15 protein-coding genes are annotated in these 16,121 nt (G+C 71.1%); 8 read left to right on the top strand and 7 right to left on the bottom strand.

What is annotated here, in order from left to right; all coding sequences use genetic code 11:
* Positions 1-33: 33 nt before the first annotated feature.
* From M3190_RS01730 to M3190_RS01705, 6 genes are read right to left on the bottom strand one after another with little or no spacing between them, the layout of a single operon-like run.
* On the bottom strand, positions 34-1,491 hold the full coding sequence (locus M3190_RS01730; protein ID WP_251577701.1) for a sodium/solute symporter: 1,458 nt from the start codon (positions 1,489-1,491) through the stop codon (positions 34-36).
* A complete protein-coding gene (locus M3190_RS01725; protein ID WP_251577699.1) occupies positions 1,488-1,853 on the bottom strand; it encodes a heavy metal transporter in 366 nt (121 codons plus the stop codon). The genes M3190_RS01730 and M3190_RS01725 overlap by 4 nt, the downstream gene beginning before the upstream one ends.
* Positions 1,850-2,569, bottom strand: a complete 720-nt coding sequence (locus M3190_RS01720) for a LytR/AlgR family response regulator transcription factor (protein WP_251577689.1) — start codon at positions 2,567-2,569, stop codon at positions 1,850-1,852. The genes M3190_RS01725 and M3190_RS01720 overlap by 4 nt, the downstream gene beginning before the upstream one ends.
* On the bottom strand, positions 2,566-3,753 hold the full coding sequence (locus tag M3190_RS01715) for a sensor histidine kinase (protein ID WP_251577687.1): 1,188 nt from the start codon (positions 3,751-3,753) through the stop codon (positions 2,566-2,568). Before M3190_RS01715 ends, M3190_RS01720 begins: the two co-directional genes overlap by 4 nt.
* 23 nt (positions 3,754-3,776) lie before the next feature.
* Complete coding sequence (locus tag M3190_RS01710; protein WP_251577685.1) at positions 3,777-4,013, bottom strand: YbdD/YjiX family protein; 237 nt, start codon at positions 4,011-4,013, stop codon at positions 3,777-3,779.
* A 1-nt stretch (position 4,014) separates the two neighbouring features.
* On the bottom strand, positions 4,015-6,276 hold the full coding sequence (locus tag M3190_RS01705) for a carbon starvation CstA family protein (RefSeq protein ID WP_251577683.1): 2,262 nt from the start codon (positions 6,274-6,276) through the stop codon (positions 4,015-4,017).
* 194 nt (positions 6,277-6,470) lie between these two features.
* Between M3190_RS01705 and M3190_RS01700 the strand changes: the two genes are divergently transcribed.
* From M3190_RS01700 to M3190_RS01665, 8 genes are all read left to right on the top strand, one after another.
* Positions 6,471-6,779 (top strand): GNAT family N-acetyltransferase, encoded by a 309-nt coding sequence (locus tag M3190_RS01700; protein WP_251577681.1) that lies wholly within the window; start codon positions 6,471-6,473, stop codon positions 6,777-6,779.
* A 4-nt stretch (positions 6,780-6,783) separates the two neighbouring features.
* Positions 6,784-7,755, top strand: a complete 972-nt coding sequence (locus M3190_RS01695; RefSeq protein ID WP_251577679.1) for a pirin family protein — start codon at positions 6,784-6,786, stop codon at positions 7,753-7,755.
* Positions 7,756-7,801: 46 nt separating this feature from the next.
* Positions 7,802-8,353: an ECF transporter S component gene (locus M3190_RS01690; protein WP_251577677.1), complete on the top strand. Its 552-nt coding sequence runs from the start codon at positions 7,802-7,804 to the stop codon at positions 8,351-8,353.
* 37 nt (positions 8,354-8,390) lie between these two features.
* Positions 8,391-10,160 (top strand): ABC transporter ATP-binding protein, encoded by a 1,770-nt coding sequence (locus M3190_RS01685; protein ID WP_251577675.1) that lies wholly within the window; start codon positions 8,391-8,393, stop codon positions 10,158-10,160.
* Positions 10,157-10,960 carry an energy-coupling factor transporter transmembrane component T family protein gene (locus tag M3190_RS01680; protein WP_251577673.1) on the top strand — a complete coding sequence of 268 codons (804 nt, stop codon included), beginning with the start codon at positions 10,157-10,159 and terminating at the stop codon, positions 10,958-10,960. The genes M3190_RS01685 and M3190_RS01680 overlap by 4 nt, the downstream gene beginning before the upstream one ends.
* A gap of 21 nt (positions 10,961-10,981) precedes the next feature.
* On the top strand, positions 10,982-11,818 hold the full coding sequence (locus tag M3190_RS01675) for a siderophore-interacting protein (RefSeq protein WP_251577672.1): 837 nt from the start codon (positions 10,982-10,984) through the stop codon (positions 11,816-11,818).
* A 125-nt stretch (positions 11,819-11,943) separates the two neighbouring features.
* Positions 11,944-13,488 (top strand): APC family permease, encoded by a 1,545-nt coding sequence (locus tag M3190_RS01670; RefSeq protein WP_251577670.1) that lies wholly within the window; start codon positions 11,944-11,946, stop codon positions 13,486-13,488.
* A 20-nt stretch (positions 13,489-13,508) separates the two neighbouring features.
* On the top strand, positions 13,509-14,750 hold the full coding sequence (locus tag M3190_RS01665; protein WP_251577668.1) for a saccharopine dehydrogenase family protein: 1,242 nt from the start codon (positions 13,509-13,511) through the stop codon (positions 14,748-14,750).
* Position 14,751: 1 nt separating this feature from the next.
* On the opposite strand, the gene M3190_RS01660 is transcribed toward M3190_RS01665, so the two are convergent.
* Positions 14,752-16,113 carry an APC family permease gene (locus tag M3190_RS01660; protein ID WP_251577666.1) on the bottom strand — a complete coding sequence of 454 codons (1,362 nt, stop codon included), beginning with the start codon at positions 16,111-16,113 and terminating at the stop codon, positions 14,752-14,754.
* Positions 16,114-16,121: the final 8 nt, after the last annotated feature.

The raw sequence follows: 16,121 nt of genomic DNA, 5'->3' as shown, positions 1-16,121 counted from the left end.
ACGGAACGCGGAAGACGACGACGTCGGCGCGCCTCAGCCCCGGCCGGGGGTGTGCAGCCGCGCCAGGTAGGCGCCCGCGCGCACGGGCGCGCCCGCGCGGTCGGTGAGCGAGACGACGACGGTGACGGCGGTCGCGAGCGGGATGGTCCACGCCGCCGGCTGGGCGAGCAGCGGCGCGGCGAGCCCCACGCCGCCCACCGCCGCGTGGACGGCGAAGGCGGCTCCGCAGGCGACGCCACCGGTCACCATGCCCGACACGGCGCCGCGCGCCGTGAGCCTCGGCCACCAGATCGACAGCAGCAGCACGGGAGACAGAGCGGATGCCGCGAACACGAACACGACTCCGACGGAGGCGACCAGCCCCGCCGGCACGGTGAGCAGCGCGATCGCGAGCGGCACGAGGGCGACGACGACCGCCGACAGCCGGAAGGATCGGACCGAGCCGGAGAACACGTCCTGGCTGATGACGCCGGCGAGCGAGACGGTGAGCCCGGCCGAGGTCGCGAGGAACGCGGCGAACGCACCGGCGACGACGAGCGCCGTCAGCAGCTCGCCCGCCAGGCCCGGGAACACCCGCGCCGGCAGTACGAGCGCGACCGTGTCGGCGACCCCCGGCTGCGCGAGCTCGGGCGCCACCACTCTCGCGAGCAGCCCGATGACGCTCGAGACGGCGTAGAAGACGCTCACCATGACGATCACGAGGACCGTCGTCCGACGCGCGGACCCGCCGGTCGGGCTCGTGTAGAACCGCACGAGCACGTGCGGAAGCCCCATCGTGCCGAGCAGCAGCGCCAGCAGCAGCGAGCCGGCGGCATACGCATCGATGCCCGCCGGCCCTGCTTCGGCGGGAAAGACGACGAGCGGGTCGATCTCTCGAGCGCCGCCGTTCACGGCGAACACGATGAGCACCGCCGGGACGAGCAGCGCGGTCAGCTTCAGCCAGTACTGGAACGCCTGCACGTAGGTGATCGCCCGCATCCCTCCCGCGGCGGCCGCCGCCGCGACGAGCACGGCGACGAGGACGGCGCCCACCCAGGGCGGGATGTCGGCGACGACCTGCAGCGTGATCCCGGCGCCGTGCAGCTGCGGCACGATGTACAGCCATCCGATGAGCAGGCACGCGGCACTCGTCACCCGCCGTGCGAGGCGGGAATCCAGCCGCGCCTCCATGAAATCGGGGATCGTGTAGGCGCCGCTGCGCCGCAGCGGCGCCGCGACGAACAGCAGGACGAGCAGGTATCCGGCGGCGTACCCGATCGGGAACCAGAACCCTTCCGCGCCGCTGAGCAGTACGAGCCCGGACAGCCCCAGGAAGGTCCCCGCCGAGAGGTATTCGCCGCTGATCGCCGACGCGTTCCACACGGGGCGGACGGTGCGGGAGGCCACGAAGAAGTCGCTCGTCGTGCGCGAGACCCGCAGCCCGTGGGCGCCGATGAGGACGGTCGCGCCCACGACGACGGCGACCGCGACGAGGTCGAGCAGCGCGTTCATGCGCCCTCGTCGCGCAGCGCCCGCCAGCGGCGCTCGTTGCGGTTCGCGCCGCGGACGTAGAGCATCGCGAACCCCGCGATCACGGGGTAGAACCCGAAGGCGTGCAGCAGCCACGACAGCGGCACGCCGAGCAGGACGATCTCGTCGAGCTCGGGGATGAGGGTGATGGCCAGCAGCAGCGCGACCGTCACGGTGACGAACCCGAGCAGCGTCCCGAGGGCGAGCCGCAGCTGCGACCGCCGCAGGGCACGGGCGTACGCCGCCTCGGCGTCGTCCACCGGCGCACCGGGGAGGGCGATGCCCCGGGTCGGCGCACCGGGACGTCCCGACTGCGCCGTCACCCGCACCCGTTCGCGTGTCACGACCCCGTCCGCCCGACGAGCGCCTCGCGGACGGCGGGAAGCAGTCGCCGACTGACCGGCAGGGCCGTACCGTCCAGCCACACGGTCGGTTCCGCGCCCGAGAGCCGGACCTCGGTGACGGATGCCGCCCGCACGAGGAACGAGCGGTGGATGCGGACGAAGCCGGCATCCGCCCACCTCGCCTCGAGGTCCGAGATGGGGATGCGGACCAGGTGCCCGGAGTCGCCGTCGGTGTGGAGCCGCGTGTAGTCGCCCTCGGCCCGCACCCAGCGCACGTCGCGCCGGTGCACGAACCGCACCGCCGACCCGACCGAGACGGGCAGGACTTCGTCGCTCTCGGCGGGACGGTCGTTCTCGGCGATGCGGTCGACGGCGCGACGGAGCCGCTCGCCCCGCACGGGCTTGAGCAGGTAGTCGAGCGCCTGGAGTTCGAAGGCGTCGACGGCGTGCGCGTCGTCGGCGGTCACGAAGACGACCGCGGGTGGCGATGCGAGCGCTCGCAGGGCGGTGGCCAGGTCGAGTCCCGACAGACCGGGCATGTGGATGTCGAGGAACGCCGCCGCGACCGGTCGCTCGGTGAGCAGCCGCAGCGCCTCCGCGCCCGACGACGCCGTGAGCACCTCCCCGATCCGGTCGTCGGCGCGCAGCAGGAAGGCCAGCTCGTCGAGGGCGGGCTTCTCGTCGTCGGCGACGAGGACGTCGATCACGACGCTCACTCCCCACCGCGCGTGAGGTGGTGCGGCTGCGACTTCGGGATCCGCATGCGGACGAGGGTACCGGCGCCGGGCGCCGTCTCGACGACCAGTCCGCCGTCGTCGCCGTAGAGCTGACGGAGCCGGGTGTCGACGTTCCGCAGTCCCACGTTGGTACCGTCGGCGGCACTCGTGAGGAGCGCGTGCAGGTCGTCGGGGTCCATCCCTGCACCGTCGTCCTCGACGGTGATCTCCGTGTGCGTCGCGGCATCCTCCGAAGCGATGAGGATCGTGCCGCCGCCCTCCCCCGGTTCGAGTCCGTGCCGGACGGCGTTCTCGACGAGCGGCTGCACGGACAGGAACGGGATGACGGTCGCCAGCGTCTCGGGCGAGATCCGCAGCGTCACCGAGAGCCGTCCACCGAAGCGAGCGTGCTCGAGCTCGAGGTAGGAGTGGATGCTGCGCAGTTCCTCCGCGAGCGTCGTGAACTCGCCCTGGCGTCGGAACGAGTACCGGGTGAAATCGGCGAACTCCAGGACCAGCTCGCGCGCCCGCGGCGGGTCGGTGGTGATGAACGAGGCGATCGCGGTCAAGGCGTTGTAGATGAAGTGCGGCGAGATCTGCGCGCGCAGGGAGCGCAGATCGGCCTCGGCCAGGGCCGCCCGCGACGCGTCGAGCTCGCCGAGGGTCGCCTGCGCGGCGCACCAGTCCGCCACCTCGCCGGCGGCGCGCACGAGCGCCGCCCGCACGGGCGCGGCGAAGGCGACGAGCACGCCGACGACCTCGCCGTCCACGCGGATCGGCGCCCCGACGGCCTCGAGCCCGTCGCCGCCGTCCGCTCGGGGGAAGACGCGGCGCTTGCCCGTCTCGGTGACCTGTGCCGCGACGCGGCGGGCGGCGGCATCCAATCCTTCGGTCTGCCCGTCTCGCGCGACGATCACGTCGCCGACGACGAGGATGACGGCAGGACTGCCGAGCACCCCCCGCAGGTGCTTCGCGGCGCGGGCGACGTCGGGGGTGTCGAGCCCGCCGCGCAGATAGGGGGCGGCGAGGCTCGCCTGGTGCAGGGCGCGGTAGGTCGCCTCCTCCGCCTCGCTGCCGAGGCCGCCGGGTCCGCGGGCGTAGCGGCGCGCGAGCAGGAGCAGGGCGGACAGCACGATGCCGCCGACCACGCCGAGCAGGGCGGCGAGGACGACGGCATCGGTCATGCGACGAGCCTAGATCGCGGGCGTCAGCAGCAGCGGGCGCCCGGGTTGCGGTCCTGGTCGTCCATCTTCTGGCGCCAGAACTGCCGCTCGGTCATCGGCTCCTCCCCCGGGTGCACGCGCCGATGGTGCGCGACATACGTCGCGTAGGCCGTGTCACCCATGAGGGTGGTCATGTACCAGCGGATGCCGCGGCCCGCCCGCACGACGAGGTCGAGCATCGCCCGCATCGGCGAGACCGCGGCATCCGTCCGAGCACTCATGTCAGTGCCGGTTCGTCGCGCGCTCGTCGGCGAGGATGGGGTCCCACCGCTTCTCGAGCTCACGCTCGGAGGGGGTGGCGAGGAACCCGGCGGGCGCGAAGCGGCGCGAGGGCACCGGCTCGTCCTCATGGTTCTCACCGCCGCCGCGGCGGATCGCCGTGATCGTGACGATGACGGCGGCCACGATCACGATGATGGCGAGCGTCACGAACACGATCGACAGGGTGCCCTGCACGAAGGTGTTGCGGATGACGGCGCCCATGACCTCGGGGGTGCCGAGGGTCGTGTCGCCGGCGGCCAGCGCGTCGCGGTAGCGGAAGTGGTTCGACCAGTATCCGATCGCCGGGTTCGGCGAGAAGATCTTGTACGCCGACGCGGTGATCGTGACGACCGCGGCGAAGGCGAGCGGCAGGGCCACGATCCACAGCCAGCGCACGAACGACGGACCCCGCTTCGCGATGATCGCGAGCACCACGGCGAGTGCGATCGCGGCGAGCAGCTGGTTCGCGATGCCGAACAGCGGGAAGAACGTGTTGATGCCGCCGAGCGGGTCGGTGACGCCGAGGATGAGGATCGCTCCCCAGCCGGCGACCATGATCGCCGTCGTGATCCACACGCCCGGGCGCCACGAGACGTCGCGGAACTTCGGGACCCAGTGGCCGATCGAGTCCTGCAGCATGAAGCGCGCGACGCGGGTACCGGCATCCACCGCCGTGAGGATGAACAGAGCCTCGAACATGATCGCGAAGTGGTACCAGAACGCCATCATCGCGGGGCCGCCGAGGGCCTGCTGCATGATGTGCGCGAGACCGAGCGCGAGGGTCGGCGCACCGCCGGTGCGCGAGACGATCGACTCCTCGCCCACCGCGGCCGCCGTGCTCGTGAGCATCTCGGGCGTGAGGTTCACTCCGGTGATGCCGAGCGAGTTCACGAACGCGACCGCACCCTCCACGGTGCCCTGCGTGGCCGCGGCCGACGCGTTCATCGCGTAGTAGATGCCCTGGTCGATCGAGATCGCGGCGACGAGGGCCATGATCGCGACGAACGACTCCATGATCATCCCGCCGTAGCCGATGAAGCGCGTCTGGCGCTCCTTCTCGACGAGCTTGGGGGTCGTGCCCGACGAGATCAGCGCATGGAAGCCCGAGAGAGCACCGCACGCGATGGTCACGAACAGGAAGGGGAAGAGCGGACCTGCGAACACCGGCCCGGTGCCCTCGAGAGCGAAGTCGGTGACGGCCGGGACGGTGATCTCGGGGCGCACCAGGACGATGGCGCCGGCGAGCATGACGATGACGCCGATCTTCATGAACGTCGACAGGTAGTCGCGAGGGGCGAGCAGCAGCCATACGGGGAGGACCGCCGCGATGAAGCCGTAGATGATGATGCCCCACGCGATGACGGTGCGGTCGAGGTGCAGGAACTCCTGACCCCACGCGGTCTCGGCGACCCAGCCGCCGGCGACGATCGCGGCGATCAGCAGGACGAAGCCGATGATGGAGACCTCGGTCACCTTGCCGGGGCGCAGGTAGCGCAGGTACAGACCCATGAACAGGGCGATCGGGATCGTCATCGACACCGAGAAGACACCCCAGGGGCTCTCGCCGAGCGCGTTGACGACGACGAGGGCGAGGATCGCGACGATGATCAGCATGATCAGCAGCGAGGCGACGATCGCGGCGGTGCCGCCGATGCGGCCGAGCTCCTGACGGGCCATCTGACCGATCGTGCGGCCGCCGCGGCGCATGGAGAAGAAGAGGACGGTGTAGTCCTGCACGGCGCCCGCGAGGACGACGCCCACGATGATCCAGATGGTGCCGGGGAGGAAGCCCATCTGCGCCGCGAGGACGGGGCCGACGAGCGGGCCGGCGCCGGCGATGGCGGCGAAGTGGTGACCGTAGAGGACTCGGCGGTCGGTCGGGACGTAGTCCTTGCCGTCCTGCTTGACCTCGGCGGGGGTGGCGCGCCGGTCGTCGGGACGCAGCAGGTGCTTCTCGATGACCTTCGAGTAGAAGCGATAGCCGATGAGATAGGTGGCGACGGCCGCGAACACGAACCAGATCGCGTTGACGGTCTCACCGCGGACGATCGCGAGCATCGTCCAGCCGAGACCGCCGGCGAGGGCGATGGCGGCCCAGATGACGATCTTCAGCGGCGTCCAGCGGCCGTCCTTGGTCTTCTGCTCCTCGGTGAGGGCGACGGGGGGAAGCGAGGGATCGGGTTCGAGCGTGGCGGCCTTGCCACGGCGCGACGGTGCAGACATGGGCGACTCCTTCAGGGCGCGTCTTTGCGTACGAGCCAGGGTAGGAAGGCGGATGCCGCGGCCACGGCCGCTTCGCCGCATCGCTGCGACGAGCGGCGCGACCCGCGCGACGAACGGCAGGGCGGACCGGCTCGGTCCTGGCGGGAAGACGGACGGGCCGCATACGGTTGACCCACACGACAGAGGGGGTCCCCGTGGCACACGACGCCGCACCGACGGTCACGCGCAACGACGAGAGGAACCGCTACGAGATCCACGTCGACGGCGCGGTGGCCGGGTACACGCTCATCACCACCGACGACGCCGGCCGCACCGTGATGCCCCACACCAAGATCGATCCCGCCTACAAGGGCCGGGGACTGGGCAGGATCCTCGTCTCCGAGGCCCTTGCCGACCTCGCGGGGCGCGACGCGGAGGTCGTGCCCACGTGTCCCTTCGTGGCCGGCTACCTCGCGGAGAACGACGTGCCCGGCCTGACCGTCGCCTCACCCGACACGGAGTGACCCGATGACCCGCCTCGACGCCGACCCCCCCGAGACCGTCGATGCCCCGGCATCCTGCGACGGACCCCGGTCACTGCTGCTGGCTCCCCGGGAGGTGCCGCTCGGCGGAGTGCGCGGCATGCAGGTGTACCGCACGCTGCCGCAACGCGAGCTGCCGATGGTGGGCGCCTGGTGCTTCCTCGACCGGTTCGGCCCGCAGGTGACCACGATGCGCGTCGAGCCCCATCCGCACATCGGACTGCAGACGGTCACCTGGCCGTTCGCCGGCGAGACGCGCCACCGCGACACGATCGGCTCCGACGTCGTCATCAAGCGCGGTCAGCTGAACATCATGACCAGCGGCGCCGGCATCGCGCACTCCGAGTACTCCGTCGGGGATGAGCCCACCGTCACCGACGCGCTCCAGCTCTGGGTCGCCCTGCCCGAGTCGCGCCGACACGGCGAGCCGGACTTCGAGCGGCACACGGAGCTCCCGATCGTCGAACTGGGCGAGGGCGCGGCGGCCGTCGTCGTGGTCGGCGAGCTCGCCGGCATCCGCTCCCCCGCCACCATGTACACACCCATCGTCGGCGCGGAGGTCTTCATCCCGGCCGGAGCGCGCATCCGGATCCCCCTCGACCCCGCGTGGGAACACGCGATCGTGGGCATCGACGGTGCGCCGATCGTCCACTCCGCCGATGAACCGGTCACGCTGGGCGACAACGACCTGCTCTACCTCGGCATCGACCGCGAGGAGATCGAGATCGGCGCACCCACCGACGTGACGGTCTTCGTGCTCGGCGGCGAGCCGTTCGAGAGCGACATCGTGATGTGGTGGAACTTCGTCGGCCGCAGCCACGACGAGATCGTCGCCGCACGCGAGGAGTGGGAGGCCGACACCCCTCGGTTCGGGCACGTCGTCAGCCACGGCGACGAGCGCATCCCGGCGCCGCCGCTGCCCACGGTCCGACTCACGAAACGGCGTCGCCGCACCTGATTTTGCACGGCCCGGCAGGCTCTTCCCCGCGGATAGCCTTGAATCCGTGACCCGCACACTCCTCTCGACACGCGTGCTGCTGGTGTGCGCCGCGCTCGGAGTCGCGACGGGTCTGCTGGGCGGCGTGGCCGGGGCGATCACCCCGCTCGTGCTCGCCGCCGCACCGTGGGCCTACGGCCTCGTGCTCGGGTCGCACGTGCTGCCCGGGATCATCGCGCAGCAGGTGTTCCGGCTGCCCCTGGTCGCCCTCACGACACACGTGCTCGCCGCCCTCGTCGCGAGCGCCGTCAACCCGGCGTGGATCGGCCGGTTCCTGGGCACAGCGCTGCTGTTCGGCGCGATCCAGGAGGGTGTCGCCGCTCTCACCCGCTACCGCGCCTGGGGCGTGTGGCGCTTCTTCGCCGCCGCGCTCCTGATCGGGGTCGTCGTCGCGGGCGTCGTGTTCTTCGCCGCCGATCTCGCGGCGCTCCCGCTGTGGGCGCAGATCGCCTACCTGGTCATCGCGCTCGCCGGTCCCGTCGTGTGGACGGCAGCGGGACTCGGGGTGGGCGAGAGGCTCCGCCGGGCCGGCGTGGCGCGTGGAGTTAGGGCAGGCTAAGCTCAGCCGCGACCCGCCCCCTCGGTTTGGACCGCCCGTGAGCTCTGCCGCCTCCGGCCCCACCACGGCGCAGGCGGCCCGCGACGACGGGGCGCCGACGCCGCTGCTGCGCGTGCGCGGAGTCTCGATCACCCACGAGGGAGCCGATGCCGCCATCCCGGCATCCGTCACCTTCGACATCGCCCCCGGCGAGGTCGTGCTCCTGCTCGGCCCGAGCGGATCGGGCAAGTCCACCCTCGCGCTCGCGACCAACGGGCTCATCCCGCAGTCGGTGCCCGCCGAGCTGACCGGTACCGTCGCCGTCCGAGGGATGTCGACGGTCGACACCCCCGTCGCACGCCTGGCCGGTCACGTCGGCATGGTGTTCCAGGATCCCGACGCGCAGCTGATCACCGGCACCGTCTTCGACGATGTCGCCTTCGGTCCCGAGAACCTGCGGATGCCGGTGGCCGACGTACTCGCCCGCACCGAACGCGCGCTGCGCCAGGTGGGGCTGTGGGAGCGGCGCGGCGAGAACCCCGACCAGCTCTCGGGCGGCGGCAAGCAGCGCCTCGCGATCGCGTGTGCGCTCGCGATGGGATCGGAGCTGCTCGTCCTCGACGAGCCCACCGCGAACCTCGACCCCGCCGGGATCGAGGACGTCTACGACGCCCTGCGCGGCGTGGCCGCCCAGGGGCGCTCGATCCTGCTCGTCGAGCACAACCTCGACGCCGCGGTCGGCCTCACCGACCGCGTCGTCGTGCTCGACGCGGCGGGACGCACCGTCGCCGACGGCACCGTCGACGACGTGCTGCGCGGACGCGCCGAGGAGCTCGACGCGCTCGGCGTATGGCTCCCGGTCTCGACGATGGCCGCGCTCGCGCTGCGACGGGCGGGGTGGGACCTGCCCCGTACGCCGCTCACCCCTGCGGAGCTGGCGGAGTCGCTCGAGGCCGCCGAGGCGCCGGTTCCGAATCCCGTCTCCGCACCCCCGAGCGGGGCTCCGAGCATCGGCGGCGGCGAGAGCACGGCGATCGAGGTGCGGGGGCTCACGCTGCGGCGTGGGCGCCGGACCGTGCTGCACGACGTCGACCTGACCCTTCGGACGGGCGAGTTCGTCGCCGTCGTCGGTTCGAACGGGGCGGGCAAGACGACGCTCGTGCAGACGATGGCCGGGGTCATCCCGCCGCCGCGCGGCGCGGTGCGGGTGGACGGCGCGGACCCTGCGCGGACGAGCCTGCGCGACCTGTCCCGCCGGATCGGCTTCGTCTTCCAGAACCCCGAACACCAGTTCATCGCGCACACCGTCTTCGACGAGCTCGCCCACGGGCTCCGGGGGCGGGGGATGTCCGACGACGAGGTCCGGGAGCGGACGACCGCGATGCTCGAGCGGTTCGGCCTGGAGGGCAAGGGCGAGGTGCACCCGTTCCTCCTGTCGGGCGGACAGAAGCGTCGACTCTCGGTCGGGACCGCGCTCATCGCGGGTGCGCCGATCCTCGCCCTCGACGAGCCGACCTTCGGGCAGGACCGCGCCCGTGCCGACGAGCTGCTGCGCCTGCTGCGAGACCTCAACGAGACGGGCACGACGATCGTCGTCGTCACGCACGACATGCAGCTCGTCGCCGAGTACGCCCACCGCACGGTCGTCGTCCACGACGGTCGGATCCGAGCGGATGCCGCCACCGCCGACGTCTTCTCCGACGAGACGCTCCTGCGCGAGAGCGGGCTGCGCCGCCCGACGCTGCAGGCGGCGCTGCGAGGCGTGACGCGGCATCCCGAGCTCGCCTCCGTCACCGCGCTCCGCGCGCTCGGTGGAGGTGCGACGTGACCGCCGTCGCGGATCCGTACGCCGACGCCGCCGCCCGGGGTCTGCTCGCGCGCATCGGTCCGCTGGCGAAGCTCGCGGCGCCGCTCCCGGCGATGGCCGTGCTGGTCTTCGCGCGCGACCTGGTCACCCCGCTCGCCTTCCTCGCGGTCGCCTATCTGGTCATCTTCGTCGGAGCTCGCGTGTCGGCGCGGGTTGCCGCGCTGCTGCTCCTCGGCATCCCGACCGGGGCGGCGGTGATCGGCCTGTCGCTGGGACTCTGGGTCGACAGCGACCTGGTCGACGGCACCGATCCAGTCCTCTCGGTCGGCGCGTGGTCGCTCTACTCCGGCGCCGTCGACGTCGGCCTCGCCACAGGGGCGCGCCTCGCGGCGATCCTCGCGCTCGGACTCATCGCGGGGCTCACGACCTCGGGCCCCGACCTCGTGCGTGCGACGGTGCAGCAGCTGCGCGTGCCGTACCGCATCGGCTACGCCGCCCTCGCGGCGATCCGGTTCGTGCCGCGATTCGGATACGAGCTCGAGGTGATCCGGCAGGCGCACCGGGTGCGGGGCGCGCACGGTGGGCGCGGTCCGTTCGCCGCCGTCGCGCGCTGGTGGGGTTACCTCGTCCCGCTCCTGGCCGGTGCGATCCGGCACGCCGAACGGGTCGCCCTCGCGATGGATGCCCGCGCCTTCGGCGCCCACCCCGACCGCACCGAGCGGCACCTGCTGCCCTGGCGGCCGCGCGACACCGTGTTCGTGCTCGTCTTCTGGGCGGTCTCCGCCGCCCTTCTGACCGCCCTGTTCCCCTGGGGCCTCTGACCCCTCGACGGAAGGATGCCGATGGCCCGCGCCAGCGCACTCGTGAAGCCCCCGCACCAGGAACTGCTGCACCTCAGGGTGCTGCGCACCGAGCGGCTCGCGCCGCACTGGATGCGCGTGACCCTCGGCGGCGGTGACATCGACCGGTTCACCGCCCGCGGCTTCGACCAATGGTTCCGCCTGTTCCTGCCGATCGGCGGCGAAGCGGGGCTGGAGCGCATCCCGGCGAAGGCGAACACCCTCTTCGGCTACCTGCGCTACCTGCGCATCCCCGAGGGCGAGCGGCCCGTCATGCGCAACTACACGGTCCGCGCGTATCGGCCCGCGACGACGGATGCCGGTGCCGAGATCGACGTCGACTTCGTCCTGCACGGGCACGGCGACACGGCCGGGCCGGCCAGCGGATGGGCGGCGCGCGCAGAGGCCGGCGAGAGTGTCGTCATCCTCGACGAAGGACTCGGGTTCAACCCCGATCGCGGAGTCGAGGACGTGGTTCTCGTCGCCGACGAGACCGGCGTTCCCGCCGTCGCGGGGGTCCTCGCCTCTCTGCCCCCGACTGCCACGGGTGTCGCGATCCTCGAGGCGCCGACCGCCGACGACGTCCTCCCGCTCGAGGGGCCGGCAGGAGTCGAGATCCGCTGGCTCGTGCGCGAGGGCGGTGCTGAGCCGGGCACGATCGCTCTCGCAGAGCTCATGCGGCTGCCGGCGGCATCCGGGGCGCACCACTTCATCGTGGGCGAGCAGACCCTGCCCACGGCCGGCCGGCGCCATCTCGTCACGCAGGGCATCGACAAGGCCGCGATCAGCTTCGTCGGGTACTGGCGCAGCGCGGGCGCCACGGAGAAGGTGGCTCGCTGACACCGAGTCTCGTGCGGCGTGGAACGCCGGTGCTAGGGTGAGGCCACTTCCCGCTCAGGACGGCGACGGCGCCGCCCGCGAACCCGGCCGCGGGAAGGCGGATCGCTTTCTCCGAGGAGGTCGTCGTGACCACGACGCCTGTGCATCTGACCCGTCCGGACGGCAAGGGCCTCGCCCGGGGCACTCTGGGCCTGTGGGGGTCGACCGTCATCGGCCTCGCCTCGACCGCCCCGGTCTACTCGCTCGTCGCGACACTCGGGTACGTCGTCCTCGCCGTCGGCGGGCAGGCGCCCATCGCGTTCGTGATCGCCTTCATCCCGATGCTCCTCATCGCCTTCGCCTATCGCGAGCTCAACAATGACGTGCCCGACTGCGGCACGACCTTCACCTGGGGCACGAAGGCGTTCGGGCCGTGGGTGGGCTGGATGGGCGGCTGGGGCGTCGCGATCGCCGGGATGATCGTGCTCGCGAATCTCGCCCAGGTCGCATCGATCTACTTCTGGGCCCTCCTCGGCCAGGAGTTCGAGGAGCCCAACGACTGGCGGATCGTCCTCGTCGCCGTCGCCTTCATCGCCGCGATGACCTACGTCTCCTGGCGCGGCGTCGAGATCGGCGAGCGCATCCAGAACGTGCTGCTCGGCATCCAGTACCTCGCGCTCATCGTCTTCGTGATCGCCGCTCTCAGTCAGTTCTTCTCCGGCTCGGCGCCGGGCCCGACCGCGTTCGACTGGCAGTGGCTGAACCCGTTCGCGTTCGGCGAGTGGGGCGGGTTCATCGAGGCGATCCTGCTCGCGATCTTCATCTACTGGGGCTGGGACACGTGCCTCGCGCTCAACGAGGAGACGAAGGACCCCAAGCGCATCCCGGGCCTCGCAGCCCTGCTGACCTGCGTGCTGCTGCTCGTCACCTACGTCTCGGTGACGATCGCGGCGATGATGTACGCCGGCATCGGCGAGGACGGCACGGGCCTCGGCAACGTCGACAACGCCGACGACTTCTTCCTGGCGATCAAGGACGGACTGCTGGGGCCCTGGGGCTGGCTGCTGGTGGTCGCCGTCCTCATCTCGGCCGTCTCCTCGACGCAGACGACGATCCTCCCGACCGCGCGCGGCACCCTCGCGATGGGTGTCTACCGGGCTCTCCCGGCGAAGTTCAAGGACGTCCACCCCCGCTACAAGACGCCCTCGTTCTCGACCCTCGTCATGGGCATCGTCGCGAGCGTCTACTACGTCGTGATGACCTCGCTCAGCGACGCGATCCTGCAGGACACGATCCTCTCGCTCGGTCTCGCGATCGCCTTCTACTACGCGATCACCGGCTACGCGTGCGTCTGGTACTTCCGGAAGGATCTGTTCCGCTCGGCGCGCGACACCTGGTTCAAGGGGGTGTTCCCCCTCGTCGGCGCGCTCATGCTGACCTACGCCTTCATCCAGTCGGCGATCGACATGCTGAACCCCGACTACGGCTACTCGGGCTCGCTGCTCGGCGTCGGGTCGACCTTCGTCGTGGGCATCGGCGCCCTCGCGCTCGGAGTGGTCCTGATGCTCGTGTGGTTCCTGTTCCCGCGCTCGAAGCGGTTCTTCCGCGGCGAGAGCCTCAACCGCGAGACCCCGGTCCTCGTCCCCGACGACGCCGGCACGCTTCCCCGCTCCATCGACGGCGGCATCTGACCGCCCCCGAAAGGACCGTCATGCGCATCCTCATCATCGGTGCCGGCGGCGTCGGCAGCGCCGCCGCTCGCATCCTCCGCCGCCGCGACTTCTACGAGGCGGTGGTCGTCGCCGACTACGACCCTGCCCGCCCGCAGGCGCTCGTGGACGAGCTCGGCGACGGGCGGTTCGCCGCGGCGCAGGTGGATGCCTCGAGCGCCCAGTCCGTGGCATCCCTGCTGCGCGAGCACTCCGCCACCCACGTGCTCAACGCCGTCGACCCCCGCTTCGTCATGCCGATCTTCGACGGCGCGTTCGCGGCCGGGGCGACGTACCTCGACATGGCGATGAGCCTGTCGCAGCGGCATCCGGAACGCCCCTACGAGAAGGTCGGTGTGAAGCTCGGCGACGAGCAGTTCGCCCAGGAACAGGAGTGGCAGGACGCCGGGCGACTCGCACTCGTCGGCATCGGCGTCGAGCCGGGGCTCTCGGACGTGTTCGCCCGGTACGCCGAGGATGAGCTCTTCGACGAGATCGACGAGCTGGGCGTCCGCGACGGCGCGAACCTCGTCGTCGCCGGCTACGACTTCGCACCCTCGTTCTCGATCTGGACGACGATCGAGGAGTGCCTGAACCCGCCCGTCATCTACGAGGAGGACAAGGGCTGGTACGTCACCGAGCCGTTCAGCGAGCCGGAGGTGTTCGACTTCCCCGACGGCATCGGTCCCGTGGAGTGCGTCAACGTCGAGCACGAGGAGGTGCTCCTCATGCCGCGATGGACGAAGGCCAAGCGCGTCACGTTCAAGTACGGCCTGGGGGACGAGTTCATCGGAGTGCTGCGCGTGCTCAACAAGCTCGGCCTCGACAAGACCGACAAGCTGACCGTGAAGGGCGTCGAGGTTTCGCCGCGCGACGTGGTCGCGGCGGCACTGCCCGACCCGGCGACGCTCGGCGACAAGATGAGCGGCAAGACGTGCGCCGGCGTGTGGGTGACGGGGACCGGCAAGGACGGTCAGCCGCGGTCGACGTATCTCTACCATGTGGCCGACAACGAGGAGACGATGCGCGAGGACAACTCGCAGGCCGTCGTCTGGCAGACCGCGATCAACCCCGTCATCGCGCTCGAGCTGCTGGCCCGCGGCACCTGGTCGGGCACGGGTGTCCTCGGCCCCGAGGCGTTCGACGCGAAACCATTCCTCGAGCTGCTCGCGGCCCCGAAGCCCGAGGGCTACGGCTCGCCGTGGGGGATGCGGGAGCAGCCCCATCCGGTCGCGTCGGACTGACTCAGGCGAGCACCCGAACGCCGCTGTCCGGGTCGGTGTCCTCGAACTCGACCTCGGGCGGCCGGCGTCGGAAACCGCGCGTGAGGACCGCGAGCCACACGAGACCGAGTCCCACCCAGATGAGCCCCACGGTGAGGGCCATCGCCGACAGGCTGAACCATAACCAGGCGGTCAGGATGAAGCCCAGGCCGGGCAGGACTCCGAAACGGAGGACGGCCGCGGCGCCGCGACGGCGCTGGTCGATCAGGAAGTGCTTGACGACCGCGAGGTTCACGAGGGAGAACGCTGCCAGCGCGCCGAAGCTGATGAGGGACGCGACCGTGTTGAGGTCGGCGATCAGCGCGGCCAGCGAGATCACCCCGACGAAGAGAGCGGCGCCGATGGGCGTCTGCCAGCGGGCGCTCACCGTCCCGAAGAGTCGGCGGGGCAGCACTCCGTCTCGCCCCATCGCGAACAGGATGCGCGCGACGGATGCCTGCGAGGCCAGGGCCGCCGCGACGCATCCGGCGATGTAGGCGAAGAGGAAGAAGATCTCGAGCCACTTCCCGGCCGCGACCTCCATGATCTGGTTCGCCGACGCATCCGGGTTTTCGATATCCGCGACCGACGGGATCACGAGCGTGGACACATAGGCGATCAGCGTGAAGATGAGTCCGCCGATGACGGTGGTGAGGATGATCGCGCGGGGGACCGTCCGGGCGGGGTCGCGGGCCTCCTCGGACATCGTCGAGATCGCGTCGAAGCCGAGGAACGACAGCGCGAGGATCGCGCCACCGGCCAGCAGACCGGGAACCGTGAGACCGGCGTCGTACAGAGGCTGCAGGAGCGACGCCGTCGGATGCTGGATCGCATACGCGACGGCACACCCGACGAAGACGGCGGCGAAGATGAGCTGCAGCCCGACGAGGACGAGGTTCGCGTTCCGGACCACGGTGATGCCGACGACGTTCAGGACGGTGATCACGAGGACGGCCACGAGCGCGAACATCCAGGGGGCGATGGCCGGCAGCTGGGCGTTCAGATATATCCCGATGAGGACGTAGTTGATGAGCGGCAGCAGCAGATAGTCCAACATCAGCGCCCACCCGGTGAGGAAGCCGACGTGGCCGCCGAAGGATTTGCGCGCATAGGTGTAAGCGCTCCCCGCACGCGGATACGCGGGCACGAGAGCGGCGTAGCTGAAGGCCGTGAAGAGCATGGCGATCAGAGTCACGAGGTACGCGGTCGGAACATGATTGTCCGTCGTCACAGCGACGAGGCCGTAGGTGGTGAACACGGCGAGCGGCACCATGTAGGCGAGGCCGAAGATGACGAGGGAGGGGACTCCCATCACCCGCTTGAGGGTGGTCTCGGTGGTGGTCATGAGGATCC

The sequence above is a fragment of the Microbacterium oleivorans genome (assembly GCF_023715745.1).
Lineage (GTDB): Bacteria > Actinomycetota > Actinomycetes > Actinomycetales > Microbacteriaceae > Microbacterium > Microbacterium oleivorans_D.
The sequence above is the reverse complement of the archived record's forward strand: the minus strand, read 5'-3'. Positions and strand labels throughout refer to the sequence as shown.